General features: G+C 64.1%; 9 protein-coding genes. 3 read left to right on the plus strand and 6 right to left on the minus strand.

Features of this window, described 5'->3' with window-relative positions:
* Position 1 precedes the first annotated feature (1 nt).
* Together AC1Q67_RS07045 and AC1Q67_RS07050 are read right to left on the minus strand one after the other, a co-directional pair.
* The gene (locus AC1Q67_RS07045; protein ID WP_492234694.1) at positions 2 to 1,018 is read right to left on the minus strand and encodes a hypothetical protein; all 1,017 of its coding nucleotides are present in this window, start codon (positions 1,016 to 1,018) and stop codon (positions 2 to 4) included.
* A gap of 202 nt (positions 1,019 to 1,220) precedes the next feature.
* Positions 1,221 to 2,084 (minus strand): hypothetical protein, encoded by an 864-nt coding sequence (locus AC1Q67_RS07050; protein ID WP_492234693.1) that lies wholly within the window; start codon positions 2,082 to 2,084, stop codon positions 1,221 to 1,223.
* Between the two features lie 636 nt (positions 2,085 to 2,720).
* Between AC1Q67_RS07050 and gltB the strand changes: the two genes are divergently transcribed.
* The 3 genes from gltB (at position 2,721) to AC1Q67_RS07065 (ending at position 9,349) form a co-directional block, all read left to right on the plus strand.
* Positions 2,721 to 7,439, plus strand: a complete 4,719-nt coding sequence (gltB, locus tag AC1Q67_RS07055) for a glutamate synthase large subunit (RefSeq protein ID WP_492234692.1) — start codon at positions 2,721 to 2,723, stop codon at positions 7,437 to 7,439.
* A 122-nt stretch (positions 7,440 to 7,561) separates the two neighbouring features.
* On the plus strand, positions 7,562 to 9,019 hold the full coding sequence (locus AC1Q67_RS07060; protein WP_492234691.1) for a glutamate synthase subunit beta: 1,458 nt from the start codon (positions 7,562 to 7,564) through the stop codon (positions 9,017 to 9,019).
* 6 nt (positions 9,020 to 9,025) lie between these two features.
* Positions 9,026 to 9,349: a YnfA family protein gene (locus AC1Q67_RS07065; protein ID WP_492234690.1), complete on the plus strand. Its 324-nt coding sequence runs from the start codon at positions 9,026 to 9,028 to the stop codon at positions 9,347 to 9,349.
* Between the two features lie 64 nt (positions 9,350 to 9,413).
* Here AC1Q67_RS07065 and AC1Q67_RS07070 read toward each other — a convergent pair whose 3' ends face one another.
* From AC1Q67_RS07070 to AC1Q67_RS07085, 4 genes are all read right to left on the minus strand, one after another.
* Positions 9,414 to 9,800, minus strand: a complete 387-nt coding sequence (locus tag AC1Q67_RS07070) for a DUF1236 domain-containing protein (protein WP_492234689.1) — start codon at positions 9,798 to 9,800, stop codon at positions 9,414 to 9,416.
* Positions 9,801 to 9,939: 139 nt separating this feature from the next.
* Entirely contained in the window at positions 9,940 to 11,991 is a 2,052-nt protein-coding gene (locus tag AC1Q67_RS07075; RefSeq protein WP_492234688.1) for a class I SAM-dependent methyltransferase, read from the minus strand.
* An 81-nt stretch (positions 11,992 to 12,072) separates the two neighbouring features.
* Complete coding sequence (locus AC1Q67_RS07080) at positions 12,073 to 13,731, minus strand: SGNH/GDSL hydrolase family protein (protein ID WP_492235692.1); 1,659 nt, start codon at positions 13,729 to 13,731, stop codon at positions 12,073 to 12,075.
* Between the two features lie 142 nt (positions 13,732 to 13,873).
* Positions 13,874 to 15,319, minus strand: a complete 1,446-nt coding sequence (locus tag AC1Q67_RS07085) for a lytic murein transglycosylase (protein WP_492234687.1) — start codon at positions 15,317 to 15,319, stop codon at positions 13,874 to 13,876.
* Positions 15,320 to 15,394: the final 75 nt, after the last annotated feature.

Genomic DNA, 15,394 nt, shown 5'->3' on the forward strand with positions numbered 1-15,394 from the left:
CTCAGGCCTCCTTCTTTGCGGCCTTGATCAGCGCCGCAAGATCGTCAGCCAGCACGACAAAGCGTTTCAGGAAAAGTTCGGAGTTGGGATCGGCAGCGGCGACCGCAGCGTGAGCTTCGACCAGCGCATCCAGGACCTCCGCGTATTTTGCGGCGGCGACGGCCGTCGCGCGCATGGTGCCCGCTTCCTTCCGCGCCGTGTAATACTCGTTGTAGAGCTGCAGCCGCGTGACGTTCGGATCTTGGCCGATCAACTGGAGATTCGCTTTTCGCTGGATTTCGAAGAAATCCGCCTGCCGCTTCACCGAGTCCGCGACCAGCGCCATATCTTCCTTGAGCAATTTCACGACCGCGACGACATCATTGTTCCGCGCCACGATGATGGCCTGGATTTCGTTCGCATAGGCGTTCCCCATCAAAAATCCGGCAATGCGCGACCCGACCTTCAGGGCGGGCCCGGCGATGGGAGCGGACAGCGGCGAAGCGGCGGTGACGACATTGCTGGCAGCATCGCCAAGCTTGACCGAGGCCTGCTCGAGTTTCTCGATCGTGCCTTCGTCGATCGCCTTCTTCAGCGCGTCGCCGTATCCTTCCAGCGCTTTCGCGGCCTGCATCTGGGCACTGTTCTGGAGGCCGTTGATCTGGCTCGTCGGCGCATCGGCCAGCGTAAAGGCCAGCCCTGCCTGTTTTGCCGCCAGTTGTTGCGCTTTTGCCTTCTCGAAAGCGGCTCTGGCGTCCCCGATCGCTTCAGGGCTTCCCGCCACCTGTTGCACATTCGCCCTGCTCGCCATCGCAACTTCCGATGGCGACGGCCTGATCTCCTTGCTGCGAAGCAGATTGCTGGCCTGAACTTCTTCCCCGTTCCGGATGGCGTTGGTCCGGTTCGACGCGATCGAGTCACGCACCAGCTTTCCGGTGGCTGTGATCGCATCGCCAAGTTGAGAGGCTTTTTCCGCCTCAGGAAGGCCTGCACAACCGGCAAGGCACGCAAGACAAATCACCAACCCAAAATACTTCATTGGAAAATCCCCAGCCCAAATGCGGCGAATTAAGGCATTTCCGGGGCAGGAGGTAAATGGGTATTTTTCAATCTAGAATTGCAAACGCCCTCACAGTCACAGGCTGTGACTGAGGCACGCCGAATCCGGGCGCACCCGCGCGGCAAATACCGCCTCCAGCCGCGCAACCACGTCTGGACCGCAACGCGCTCGTAAGCTGTCGTTACTCCAGTGTCTGGGCGTCCGGCATGGCCTGCGTCGGCCACAGCTTGACCGTCGAAGCCTGTGTTGAGGGCGCTGTTGCCGCCCCGACCGTTGTCGCAGGTTTGTTATCCGCTGCGGCCGGCTTCGCCGCCGCCGGAGTTTCGGCAGGCGGAGCCGCAGCCTGCTGCGCCGGAGGTGCTGCCTGCGGCGTGGTCGCGGTTGCGGCAGGTGCCGCAGTCCGGCTCGCAGCCTTCGCGCCGGAACGCTGCGATGTTCTCGGCACTGCGTTCGGCGGACGCGGCACGTTTCGCAGGTCGAGCAGCGCTCCCCGGCGGTTTTCATAACCCGCATAGACCGCGGGCGGCGGACCGGGCGGGCCATAAACCGCCATCAGACGCTCATCGACGGCCTCGACGGGAATGAAGCGCATGATCTGCCCGGTGCGAGCATCGATGATCAGGCGGCCGTCCTCACCGTTCCGGTCGATGGCCGCGATGGTGTAGATCCAGCCGCGCTGTGTGACCCGGCCGAGGGGCGAATAGCCCCGCGATCGCAGAACGGTCACAACCTGCTCGGGCGGCAGCATCGGACGCGCCCCCAGTGTCGAGCGCTGGAAGCGGGTCGAGGGAATCGCAGCGTAAGGTCCCGGCATGTAGGGCCGCTGCGAATAAGGCCGCTCCTCATAGGAAGGCCGCTCGACAGGGGGCCTGTCATAGGCGGGGGGCGGCAGAGGCCGGTCTTCGTCATCCAGGATTCGCGGCATGGAAATGTGGATGTCACCCACGATCGGAAAATCGTCGGCAGCGAACGCCGGCGACACCAGAGTTACGCCGACGGCCAACACCGCGCATCCGACCAACTGCTTTCTGGAAAACGACGTCATCTCGCAGGCCTCCCCGTTCTGGGTCCCAAATCCGTCCCCGGATTCCCAAAAATCCGGGGCAAACGTGATTTCCGATTTCGGCAGAGCTAGGACCGGACGGCGGCGGCAAATGCCTTAATCCAGCGGCGTTCACCGGCCGCTGCCACGCGTCTGCCGCGCATCCCAGTGTCCCGAATCCGCTGCTCGCCGCCTTCCGCCGCGCTGCCGTAGCGAGCTGCGGATTCGAAGGACACTGGACGATATTGATTCCAGTGTGGTTTCGGTTCGCAAGTCCACGAACGGAGCCCGCATCAGAGTTTTCGTGGACTTGCGAACCACCACACTGGGAGGACTCTCACGCGCTTGTGTGATAGGAAAAAGTTTGGCAATCTCGGCATTAGGACAGGACTACTGTCCCAATTTCCGGGTAATCTCGGCACGGCGTTTGCAGCGCCGGTAATATCAGCAGGCCGCATGGCAGCCGGAAACGGCACGCGCGAACTGCACTTTCTAAAGCGAGGCTCGTGACATCGCGAGCGGTGGCCCCGAGGACTTCCTGAGAGTGGGAAATTCCGAAGGGTTCCGCGAACGCCGAAGCTGCGGCCAAAATGGGTAAAAATAGACTGCCTCTAAATCGAAAGAGGCGTGAGGATGAGAATGAGCGGGTCAGAGTTCAAGCGGAATGAAATCGAGGTGGATGCGCCGATGGCGGACCCGGCCTTGAAACCGCGTGAACATAACTGGCGTCCGGAAGCCGCCGGTCTGTACGACCCTGCGCTGGAAAAGGATTCCTGCGGCGTCGGCTTCATTGCCAACATCAAGGGCAAGAAATCGCACCAGATCGTGTCCGACGCGATCAGCATCCTTTGTAATCTCGAGCATCGGGGCGCGGTCGGCGCCGACCCGCGCGCCGGTGACGGCGCGGGCATCCTTGTGCAGATTCCGCACGCCTTCTTCGCACGCAAGGCGAAGGAAGCCGGCTTCACCCTGCCCGGCCCCGGCGAGTACGCCGTCGGCCAGATGTTCATGCCGCGCGAGAAATCCTGGCGCGAAGTCATCAAGGGCATCATCAAGGACAAGATCAAGTCGGAAGGCCTGAAGCTGTTCGGCTGGCGCGAAGTGCCAACCGATAACTCCTCGCTCGGCGTGACCGTGAAGCCGACCGAACCCACCTGCATGCAGGTGTTCATCGGCTGCGGCGACTGCGCGGACGAAGACGATTTCGAACGCCGTCTCTACATTCTGCGCAAGTCCATCTCGAACGCGATCTATCAGCGCCGCGAACGCGCGCTGGCCGGCTACTATCCGGTGTCGATCTCGTGCCGCACCGTCGTCTACAAGGGCATGTTCCTCGCCGACCAGCTCGGCAAGTACTATCCCGACCTGCACGAGCCGGATTTCGAATCCGCGCTGGCGCTGGTGCATCAGCGTTTCTCGACCAACACCTTCCCGGCGTGGTCGCTGGCGCATCCCTACCGCATGGTCGCCCATAACGGCGAAATCAACACCCTGCGCGGCAACGTCAACTGGATGGCCGCGCGTCAGGCCTCGGTCTCCTCCGAGAAGTTCGGCGAGGACATCGAGAAGCTGTGGCCGATCTCCTACGAAGGCCAGTCGGACACCGCCTGCTTCGACAACGCGCTCGAATTCCTCGTGCAGGGCGGCTACTCGCTGTCGCACGCGATGATGATGCTGGTGCCCGAAGCATGGGCCGGCAATCCGCTGATGAGCGAAGAGCGCCGCTCGTTCTACGAATATCACGCAGCGCTGATGGAGCCGTGGGACGGCCCCGCCGCGATTGCCTTCACCGACGGCCGCCAGATCGGCGCGACCCTCGACCGCAACGGCCTGCGTCCGGCGCGTTATCTCGTCACCAAGGACGACCGCATCGTGATGGCGTCCGAAATGGGCGTGCTGAAGATTCCTGAGGATCAGATCGTCACCAAGTGGCGCCTGCAGCCTGGCAAGATGCTGCTGGTCGACCTCGAGCAGGGCCGCCTCATTCCCGACGACGAAATCAAGGCGGAGCTCGCCAAGAGCCACCCGTACCGCAAGTGGCTGGACAACACCCAGATCGTGCTCGAGGAAATGGCAGACGCGCCGGCCAAGGCTGCGCGTTCCAACCTGTCGCTGCTCGATCGCCAGCAGGCGTTCGGTTACTCGCAGGAAGACCTCACCGTGCTGATGACGCCGATGGCGTCCACCGGCGAGGAAGCCGCGGGCTCGATGGGCACCGACACCCCGCTCTCCGCGCTGTCGAGCAAGCCGAAGTCGCTGTTCACCTACTTCAAGCAGAACTTCGCGCAGGTGACGAACCCGCCGATCGATCCGATCCGCGAAGAACTGGTGATGAGCCTTGTCTCGATCATCGGCCCGCGCCCGAACCTGTTCGACATCGAAGGCCTGTCCAAGACCAAGCGCCTCGAAGTGCGCCAGCCGATCCTGACCGACGCGGATCTGGAAAAGATCCGTTCGATCTCGGACGTCGCCGACAATCACTTCAGGTCGCGCGCGCTCGACACCACGTTCCACGCCGGCCTCGGGGCCGCGGGCATGGAGCAGGTTCTGGAAGAACTGTGCGGCCGTGCCGAAGCTGCGGTGCGCGAAGGCGTCAACATCATCATCCTGTCGGACCGCGCTGCGGGCTCGGACCGGATTCCGATCCCGTCGCTGCTGGCGACCGCCGCCGTGCATCATCACCTGATCCGCACCGGCCTGCGCACTTCGGTCGGTCTCGTGGTCGAATCCGGCGAGCCGCGCGAAGTGCATCACTTCGCCTGCCTTGCAGGTTACGGCGCGGAAGCGATCAATCCGTATCTGGCCTTCGAATCCATCATCGCGATGAAGGACCAGTTGCCGGCCAAGCTCGACGACAAGGAAATCGTCAAGCGCTACATCAAGTCGATCGGCAAGGGCCTGCTCAAGGTCATGTCGAAGATGGGCATCTCGACCTATCAGTCCTATTGCGGCGCGCAGATTTTCGACGCCGTCGGCCTGAAGGCGGATTTCGTCGCGAAGTATTTCGCCGGCACCCATACCCGGATCGAAGGCGTCGGCCTTGCCGAAATCGCCGAGGAAACCGTGCGCCGTCACTCTGAAGCGTTCGGCGATGCGCAGATCTACAAGACCGCGCTCGATGTCGGCGGCGAATATGCCTACCGCTCGCGCGGCGAGGATCACGCCTGGAACGCTGAGACGGTGTCGCTGCTTCAGCACGCGGTGCGCGGCAATTCGCAGGAGCGCTATCGCGCCTACGCAAAGGTGCTGAACGAGCAGTCCGAGAAGTTGCTGACGCTGCGCGGCCTGTTCAAGCTCAAGACTGCCGAGGAAGACAAGCGCAAGCCTGTGCCGCTTGATGAAGTCGAACCGGCCAGGGAGATCGTCAAGCGCTTCGCCACCGGTGCGATGTCGTTCGGCTCGATCTCGCGCGAGGCGCACACCACGCTGGCAATCGCGATGAACCGCATCGGCGGCAAGTCCAACACCGGCGAAGGCGGCGAAGAGGCGGATCGCTTCAAGCCGATGGCGAACGGCGACAGCATGCGCTCGGCCATCAAGCAGGTCGCTTCGGGACGGTTCGGCGTGACGACGGAATACCTCGTCAACTCCGACATGATGCAGATCAAGATGGCGCAGGGCGCAAAGCCCGGCGAAGGCGGCCAGTTGCCCGGCCACAAGGTCGACGCGACGATCGCCCGCGTGCGCCACTCGACGCCGGGTGTCGGCCTGATCTCGCCGCCGCCGCATCACGACATCTATTCGATCGAAGACCTCGCGCAGCTCATCTACGACCTGAAGAACGTCAATCCGGACGGTCAGGTCTCGGTCAAACTCGTCTCGGAAATCGGCGTCGGCACGGTTGCCGCCGGCGTTGCCAAGGCGCGTGCGGATCATGTGACCATTTCCGGCTTCGAGGGCGGCACGGGCGCGTCGCCGCTGACCTCGATCAAGCACGCGGGCTCGCCGTGGGAACTCGGCATCGCCGAAACCCATCAGACTCTTGTGCGTGAACGCCTGCGCAGCCGCATCGTGGTTCAGGTCGACGGCGGCTTCCGCACCGGACGCGACGTCGTGATCGGCGCGCTGCTCGGCGCGGATGAAATGGGCTTCGCCACCGCGCCGCTGATCGCGGCCGGCTGCATCATGATGCGCAAGTGCCATCTCAACACCTGCCCGGTCGGCGTCGCGACACAGGACCCGGTGCTGCGCAAGCGCTTCACCGGCCAGCCTGAGCACGTCATCAACTACTTCTTCTTCGTCGCCGAGGAAGTGCGCGAGATCATGGCCTCCATGGGCTTCCGCACCTTCCAGGAAATGGTCGGCCAGAGCCAGATGCTCGACCAGGCAACGCTGGTGGCGCACTGGAAGGCCAAGGGCCTCGACTTCTCGAAGTTGTTCTTCAAGCAGCCCGCCCTGCCCGGCCAGAAGATCTATCACTCCGAGGCGCAGGACCATCACCTGGAGAACGTGCTCGACCGCACGCTGATCAAGGAAGCGCAGGCGGCGATCGACCGCGGCGCCCCGGTGAAGATCGAGGCGGAAATTCACAACACCGACCGCAGCGCGGGCGCGATGCTGTCCGGCCTCGTCGCCAAGACCTACGGCCACACCGGCCTGCCGCTCGACACCATCCATGTCAGCCTCAAGGGCACCGCAGGACAGGCGTTCGGCGCGTGGCTGGCGCGCGGCGTCACCTTCGATCTCGAAGGCGAAGGCAACGACTATGTCGGCAAGGGCCTGTCGGGCGGACGCATCATCGTCCGGCCGCCGAAGATTTCCGGCATCGTGCCGGAAGAGTCGATCATCGTCGGTAACACCGTGATGTACGGCGCCATCGAGGGCGAATGCTACTTCCAGGGTGTCGCCGGCGAGCGCTTCGCGGTGCGCAACTCCGGCGCGGTCGCCGTGGTCGAAGGCGCGGGCGATCATTGCTGCGAATACATGACCGGCGGCATCGTCGTCGTGCTCGGCAAGACCGGGCGCAACTTCGCGGCCGGCATGTCCGGCGGCGTGGCTTACGTCATCGACGAGGACGGCACGTTCGAGAAACGCTGCAACATGGCGATGGTCGATCTCGAGCCGGTGCTGTCCGAGGAGATGATCAACCAGAACGCCTTCCATTCGTCCGGCGATCTCGAGGCGCATGGCCGCGTCGACGTGTTCTCGAACCTGCTCGGCGAGGACGTCGAACGGCTGCATGTCCTGATCACGCGGCACGCCAAGCTCACCGGCTCGGCGCGGGCGCAGCACATCCTCGCGAACTGGAAGAAGTATCTTCCGATGTTCCGCAAGGTGATGCCGGTCGAATACCGCCGCGCGCTGAAGGAAATGAAATCGCGCGAGCCGGAAGAGCCGAAAATCGCGATCGGGGCGTAAGAAACGAATCCACGTCATCGCGAGCGCAGCGAAGCAATCCACTCTCAAAGCAAAAGCTGGATTGCTTCGTCGCTACGCTCCTCGCAATGACAACGAAACTTTGAAGGGGCGTCGGGTTTAAAATGGGTAAGCCTACAGGTTTTCTTGAGATCGAGCGTCACGACCGCAAGTACGAGCCGGTCGCGGAGCGGGTGAAGGATTTCAAGGAATTCGTCATTCCGCTGAGCGAGAAAGACACGCGCGATCAGGCCGCGCGCTGTATGAATTGCGGCATCCCCTATTGCCATGGCACCGGCTCGGTTCAGCCCGGCACGCCCGGCTGCCCGGTCAACAACCAGATCCCGGACTTCAACGATCTCGTCTACAACGGCAACTGGGAAGAAGCCTCGCGCAACCTGCACTCGACCAACAACTTCCCCGAATTCACCGGACGCATCTGCCCGGCGCCGTGCGAAGCCTCGTGCACGCTGAACATCGACGACAACCCGGTCACCATCAAAACCATCGAATGCGCCATCGTCGACCGCGCGTGGGACAACGGCTGGGTCAAGCCGGAAATTTCAGCGACCAAGACCGGCAAGAAGGTCGCCGTGGTCGGCTCCGGCCCGGCCGGCCTTGCCGCCGCGCAGCAGCTCGCGCGCGTCGGCCACGAGGTCCATGTGTTCGAGAAGTTCGCCAAGGCCGGCGGACTGCTTCGCTACGGCATTCCCGACTTCAAGATGGAAAAGGGCATCATCGACCGCCGCGTGGCGCAGATGGAAGCTGAAGGCGTCGTCTTCCACTACAACACGCCGGTCGGCGGCAGCTACGCCGGCGCGGTCGAACCGCAGGACCTCGTCAAGGCCTACGACGCCGTGGCGCTGACCGGCGGCGCGGAAGCCTCGCGCGACCTGCCGATTCCCGGCCGCGACCTCGACGGCATTCACTTCGCGATGGACTTCCTGCCGCAGCAGAACCGCCGCGTCGGCAACGAGCCGCTCGGCGATGTCCGCGAGATTCTCGCAGGCGGCAAGGACGTGGTGGTGATCGGCGGCGGCGATACCGGCTCCGACTGCATCGGCACCTCGATCCGCCAGGGCGCGACCTCCGTCACCCAGCTTGAAATCATGCCGGCCCCGCCGGAGCGTGAGAACAAGGGCCTGACCTGGCCGAACTGGCCATTGAAGATGCGCACCTCGTCAAGCCAGGCCGAAGGCGCGATCCGTGAATACGCCGTGCTGACGCAGAAGTTTTCAGGCCACGACGGCAAGGTCGCGAAACTGCATTGCGTTCGCGTGGACGACAAGTTCCAGCCGGTGCCGGGCACCGAGTTCGAAATCAAGGCCGAACTGGTGCTGCTGGCGATGGGCTTCGTCCATCCGGTGCACGAGGGCCTGCTGAAGAAGCTCGGCGTCGAGCTAGACCCGCGCGGCAATGTGCGCGCCTCGACCAACAACTACCAGACCTCGGTGGCAAAGGTGTTCTCGTCAGGCGACATGCGCCGCGGACAGTCTCTCGTCGTCTGGGCGATCCGCGAAGGCCGCCAGTGCGCCGCCGCGATCGATCAGTTCCTGATGGGATCGACCACGCTGCCGCGCTAATCGAACATGACCATTATTGTCTACGTTGCAGCAGCCCTCGCCGAAATCGGGGGCTGTTTTGCTTTCTGGGCCTGGCTGCGTCTCGGCAAATCCATCTGGTGGCTTATTCCCGGCGTCGTCTCGCTGGTACTGTTCGCCTACCTTCTGACGCTGGTGCCCAGTGACGCGGCAGGACGCGCCTATGCCGCTTATGGCGGCGTCTACATCATCGCGTCACTGATGTCGTTATGGGCGATGGAAGGCGTGCGGCCCGACCGCTGGGACATCGCAGGCGCGGCGCTCTGCCTGATCGGCGCGGCCGTCATCCTGTTCGGGCCCCGTTCGGTTTAGGCGCGGCATCACGTGCAAAAGAAAAAGCCCCGCCACGAGGACGGGGCCCTTTCGTTTCACGCCCTTATTCGATGACGCGAATGACGCGGCGCGTCCGCGGCTCGACGAGCACACGCCGATCGTTCACGACTGCATAGCGATACTCGGTGTGGCTCGGCACCGGACGCAATTCGACATATTCCGGCAGCGGTTCACCGACCACCACACGCTCCTTCACCACGACCGACGGTCCCGGCAGGCCCGTGACCGCGGAAATCACAGCCGCCGGAATATCGACCGCGGTCCCGACCGCTGCGCCGACCGTGCCGCCAACAGCTCCGCCGACCGGCCCACCAATGGCGTGACCCGTCGCCGCGCCGTCGCGCGCGCCCTGCTCTGTGGCGGTCTGCGCAAGCGCCAGTCCCGGCGTCAGTGCGATCGCCGCGACTGCCATGGCCGTACGAATCTTCATGTCGTCCTCCTCTTCACGTTGAGACGGTCATCAACCGCTAATGGCAATGACCGTTCCAAATCGGAGATGCCGGAACCGGAGAAAATTTTGGCAGCGATTGCAGGGAGGCGGAACTGCGGAACCCGAGCGGTCCCGGCTTTCAGTTTTTCTGAATCCAGAACTGATACATCGTCGCGAAGGTCGAGGGATTTTCGGCTTCGAACTCTGTCCAGTTTGCGAGATCGGTCGCAGCCCTGTCGTTTGGAAAGCGCTGGAGATAGCTGGTGCGCGATGGCGTTTCGAAGCCGAGGAACGTGAAGCCGCTCTGCGTCAGAAAATCCGCGATCTGCGGGATCGAGAACTGGTGCTCCTGCACATGGAACAGCAGGTCGCGGCATTCGCTCGCGCTGAAGAAATCGCTGAACCCGGTGATGTTGTGCAGCGGATCGCCCGACGCGCGGCTTGCGAACTCTGCCCGCAGGCGGCGCACTTCGGATACTGAGTAGTCCCTGCCCTGCTGCGCAAGATACGCCCGCGCGGCATTGATGTCGGCGCGCGCGGTCGCACTGTAAAGTCCGATGTGCATGAGCCCGCCTGGACGCACCAGACCGGCAAGCCTGCGCCAGCCCGTCAGCGGGTCTTTGAGGTGATGCAGCACGCCGCTTGAATCGACAACGTCGAACGTCCTGTCGCTCTCCAGCGCCAGAATGTCCGCCTGCGCATAACGCAGGTTGGTCAATCCGAGTTCTTTCGTCTTTCGGATCGCGTAGCTGAGGCTGCTGAGGCTGAGATCGATGGCGAGGATGTTGGCGGACCTGAACTGCAGCGCGCGCTGGATCGCATGCTGCCCGGTGCCGCACCCCGCAACCAGAACATCGAGCGCGCGATGTCCGAGCGGCTTGTAAGGCACGCCGGGAAACCGCATCCCGATATAGTGATCCACCGGTAGCGGCTGGGTCTCCGCGAAGATCCTGCTCCATCGCGGATAGGGATTCTCCTCGTACTGCGCGCGCACCTTTTCCGAGACGTCATCCTCGATTGCAGTCAGCCGTTCAATCGAGGACCGAATGTTCAGTTCCTCGCGATGATCGGTGATGTGCTGCTTGATCAGTCCTGCCATGGCGTCAGGCCAGGATCGTTCCGCAAGTTGTTCAGCGCCGGGAAGCGAATGCAGCGGCAGATAGCTCGCGAGAGTCGCGAGTTTGATCGGCGCAACTGTCTCGTTCCGCGCGATGGCTCCGGCAATGTCGCCGCGAAGTAAATCAATCCGGGCAGCCTCGCCTTCGGAAACATCGAAGACGTATTCGTTGATGAAGCCCTGTCGTCCGAGCGCGGCGGCCAACGGCAGCCACGCCTCATCAGCCTCAAGCGTGCCTGACGCAATCGCGCTCAGCAATGCGCGGCGGACGGCTGTCAGAACCCGCTCGATTTCAACGGTCGTAGCAGGCGAGGTGCCGAGCAACGCTTCCAGCAGGCCGTCGCCATGCAACAGTGCGAGATCGTCACGCGTAAATAGCTCAGCCAACCGGGCGGAGCCTGCATGCGATAGCCGCTCGACACAGCGCGTCATCGCCGGACTGCGAAGCAGGATCACTCCCGCCGCAGCCGACAGATCGCGCGGGCGGCACCAAGGCTCGCGCAAGGCGCGCACCAGAAGCTGGACGATATTCGGATCAAGCTTGACCACCGCAGGATCGAGCGAGCGAAGCGCCATCACGAATGTCGACTTGAGCCCCGCGCTATCCTCCCGCCGCAATCCTTCGGCGGCAACCGTCAACGCTTCGCCTGAGCGGCCGTGAAGCAGCAGCAGAGCGGCGAGATTGTTGCGCGCTCCGGGAAAGTCGGGGCTTATCTCCAGCACCTTGCGATTGTGCACGATGGCTTCGTCGTCGCGTCCGCAGTCGGACAGGATGCGCGCCAGATTGTAATGCGGCTCGGCGCTGCGCTTGTCCGATGCGATGGCTTTCCGCAACAGATCGATACCGGCCTCGCTGTGACCCATCTGATGCGCGAGCAGACCGAGATAGCCGAGGGCGCCGGTGTGACGGGGATTGGCGGCGAGCACGTCGCGATAGTTCGCTTCCGCCTCGCGCAGCCGTCCGGCCTGATGATGCGCCATGGCCTGGTGGAACAGGGTTTCCTCGAGAAATCCCGACGAGCGCGCGGCGTCCTTGCCGGTTTTTCCTTCAGCCCGGCGTTGCTTTCTGTTCACGATCTCGACCTGAGGGAAGTTTCAGCCGCGCGGACACTACTGCATCGAATGGATGCGATCCAGCCGTGGAGCAAGCGCTGGTTACCAGCGCCCGAACAGGCCCGAGAACGGCGATCCGAAATTCCCCGGAGGCCGGAAGAACCCGTCGCGCGGCGCGGCGCGCTGACGCTGCTGCTGTTGCGGCGGCGCGGACGGATTGAACAGTCCCTGGACCACCACCTGCTGCTTCTTGGGTTTCGGCTTCGGCGGAACCGTCGTCCCGTCGGACGGCGCGGCGGCGACCACCGGATCGCTGGGCGGCGCGCTGAGCGCGCCGACTTCGCGGCGCGGCCAGGAAAAATCATCCGCACGTCCGGCAGGGGCCGCGAGCGGTTCGCCCTTTACCAGGGTGCGTGCGGCAAGCGCATCGACCGACGCCGGCCGCGTGCCGACGCCGCCAAGCAGTTCGTCGGTGCCGACCTGCGAGGCCACGAGCGGCATCACCGGTCCCATTAGCGGACGCGGTCCCGCTTCGCCGGGACGGATGTTGGAATCCGGCGCAAAGGTTTCGCTCGGCACCGCCAGCGGACCGTCGGTGTGGGCCGCGAGCACGCGGCGGATTTCACGTTCGGTATAATGCGCGAGCTTGCGTGCGCCGGCCTTGGTGAAGAACACACCGTCGCTTGAACGCAGGCGGCGGATCTGGCCTTCGAAGTCCGGGCCCTGCTGCGCGAAACGCCCGGCGTCATCGACGAAGCCGTCCCAGACATCGACATAGGTGATGCCCGCCTTGCCGGCGCCGTCACGGTAAAGCGCATCGAGGAACAGCATGTCCGATGTCGCCTTGGGACCACGCACCGCGGGCAGACCGACCCAGAGCACCGGGACGCCCTTGGACTTCAGGACCGCGATCATCTCCTCGATCTTCTTGGCATACAGCTCGACCCAGCGTTCTTCGCGGAAGTCATACATGCCACCGCCCGCGCGCGACTTCTCCGGCGCCAGGATCTGCGGCTGATCGTCGTCGTCCGGCGCAACGTCCGTATCGGACGGCTTGTTGTCCGCGGTCTTGCTCTCGGCATCGGTGGCGGGCTTGTCCGCCGGTTTCGCCGCCTCTGTCTCGTTCGGCTTTGTCTCGTTCGGCTTGGCGCGGGAATCCTTCTTGGCATTCTTCTTGGTGTCGACTGGCTTCTCGCCCGGCTTGGCGTCGGCCTTCTTCTCGACAACCGGCTCGCGGATCGGAATGCGGTCGTGCAGGCCCAGCATCACCACGATCACATCGGGCTTCTCGGTTGCGAGGATTCCCTTCGCCGCCGCGGCCCAGTCCGCCGGGTCGCCCTTGGGCTGATATTTGATCAGGCCCGAGACGGTCTTGTGCTTGCGGATCACGCCGAGATCCGGCGTTTCCGACAATGCATCTTCAAGACCATAGGCCAGCCAGTCCGCCATGGCGTCGCCGAGCACCAGCACATTGCGATCGGCCGGTGTATCGCGCTTGGCGGCCGCTGGCGCGCGGGAAGAATCCACCGGGCGCGGCGGCTGCTGCTGTTCCTGAAAATATCCGCCACCGCCAAACGGCGCGAAAAAACCGCCGCCGCGCTGCGGAGGCGGCGCGGGCCGCTGCGGGCGGCCAAAGCCGAAATCGAAGAACTGCGCCGAGGCCGGTCCCGCGATCCCGAACAGCAGCGCGCCCGCGACCGCCAGAACGGTCAGGGGCCCACGTTCGGTGAACATGCGCAGAAAGGATTTCGGTGTCGGCATGCGGGTCACGGCTGTCTCAGGCGATACTGCAAAATAGTAGCAGATTCAGGCCCCAGCAGGGCGAAATCGCCGCCCATAAACAGGGGATGCCGCCAGCCCGTCAAGGGCCGGAACTGTGTCCCGGCCCCGGAAAATACCGGTTTTACCGCCCGCGCAGCCGCTCCAGCACGCCGGACGAGGCGAACCCGTCGGCAGGCGCCCCGATCGAGGCCTGAAAGCTGCGCAGCGCCTTTTTGGTTTCGCCGCCGAGATTGCCGTCCGGCTCGCCGCGATAGAAGCCGCGCTGCGCCAGCAGCTGCTGCATTTCCTGCCGCTCGGCGCGGGACAGCACCCGCTCCTGCCGCGGCCAGTCCTGCACGAACGGCGCACCGCCGCGCAGACGATCCGCGAAGTGCCCGATGGCGAGCGCATACGCTTCCGACGGATTGTAGCGCATGATCGAACGGAAGTTGCCGAGCATCAGGAATCCCGGACCATCGGCCCCGGCCGGTGCCAGCAGAAACGCCTTGTCGCTGGTGCGCGGGAACGGCTTGCCGCCGGCGCGCTTGACGCCGAGATGCTCCCACTGCGCGATGGTGTAGTTCTTGGCGCGGTCGGCATGCAGATAGTTGAAGCCCTGCGGCACCTCGACCTCATAGCCCCAGGTCTGTCCCGGCACCCAGCCGTCCTTTTTGAACTTCGCCGCCGTGGAGGCGATGATGTCCGGAATGTCGTCCACGGTGTTGCGCTTGCCGTCGCGGTCGAAATCCACCGCGAACTTCTTGAATGCGGTCGGCATGAACTGCGTCGCGCCGAACGCACCGGCCCATGAGCCGCGCATCTGCTGCGGCGTCAGGTCGCCGTGATGCAAAATCTCGAGCGCGGCCAGAAACTCGTCCTTGAAATAGCCCTGACGGCGGCCGACGCAGGCCAGCGTCGCGGTCGAATTCAAAACGCTGCGGTCGCCGCCCTGCGTGCCGTAGTTGGACTCGATGCCCCAGATCGCCGCGATGATGTAGCGGTCGACGCCGTAAGCCTTTTCGACCGCCGCGAAGGTCGCCGCGTTCTTCGCCAGCACCTCGCGGCCGCGCGCAATCCGCGCATCGGTGACGAGGATGTCGAGATAATCCCACACCGACTTGGTGAATTCGGGCTGCGAGTCCATCAGGTCCATGATGCGCAGGTCCGGCGACAGGTCGGCGGTGAAGCGGCGGAAGCTCGCCTCGGAAACGCCGCGCCGCGCCGCCTCTGGCCACATCCCGGCGACGCAGCGGTCGAAATTCGCCGCCGAATTGCGGATCGCATCCGCCGTCATCAGGGGATGGCCGGACGCGCCGTCCTCGCCGCTCCATTCCTTTGGCGATCCGGCCTGCGCCATGCGGCGCGGCGCGGGCTGCGTCTGACGCGGCGCCTGTGATGGCTGCTGCTGGATCGAGCCGGTGACGTCGCTCCAGGGCATGGTGAACGGCAGGGTGAAGCCGCCGCGCCCCGACGCGGTCTGCCCATAGGCCGGGCCTGCCAGCATCGACGCCGCGCCGATCACCGACATGGTCAGGATTGCGCCCGCGGCCATCCGCCACGCGCTCTCTTCACGCTCGATCCGTGCCATTTTACGTTTCACCCGCTCAAGACTATCCCGGATACAGGAGGCCCGGACAGGGTTTCCACCCGATTAACAACGCAG

The sequence above is a fragment of the Afipia sp. GW823-FHT06G09 genome, from assembly GCF_058794875.1.

What these genes read in the sequence shown, in the direction of transcription:
- AC1Q67_RS07045 (WP_492234694.1), bottom strand. Translation starts at nt 1,018, where the DNA reads ATGAAGTATTTTGGGTTGGTGATTTGTCTTGCGTGCCTTGCCGGTTGT.
- AC1Q67_RS07050 (WP_492234693.1), bottom strand. Translation starts at nt 2,084, where the DNA reads ATGACGTCGTTTTCCAGAAAGCAGTTGGTCGGATGCGCGGTGTTGGCC.
- gltB (WP_492234692.1), top strand. Translation starts at nt 2,721, where the DNA reads ATGAGCGGGTCAGAGTTCAAGCGGAATGAAATCGAGGTGGATGCGCCG.
- AC1Q67_RS07060 (WP_492234691.1), top strand. Translation starts at nt 7,562, where the DNA reads ATGGGTAAGCCTACAGGTTTTCTTGAGATCGAGCGTCACGACCGCAAG.
- AC1Q67_RS07065 (WP_492234690.1), top strand. Translation starts at nt 9,026, where the DNA reads ATGACCATTATTGTCTACGTTGCAGCAGCCCTCGCCGAAATCGGGGGC.
- AC1Q67_RS07070 (WP_492234689.1), bottom strand. Translation starts at nt 9,800, where the DNA reads ATGAAGATTCGTACGGCCATGGCAGTCGCGGCGATCGCACTGACGCCG.
- AC1Q67_RS07080 (WP_492235692.1), bottom strand. Translation starts at nt 13,731, where the DNA reads ATGCCGACACCGAAATCCTTTCTGCGCATGTTCACCGAACGTGGGCCC.
- AC1Q67_RS07085 (WP_492234687.1), bottom strand. Translation starts at nt 15,319, where the DNA reads ATGGCACGGATCGAGCGTGAAGAGAGCGCGTGGCGGATGGCCGCGGGC.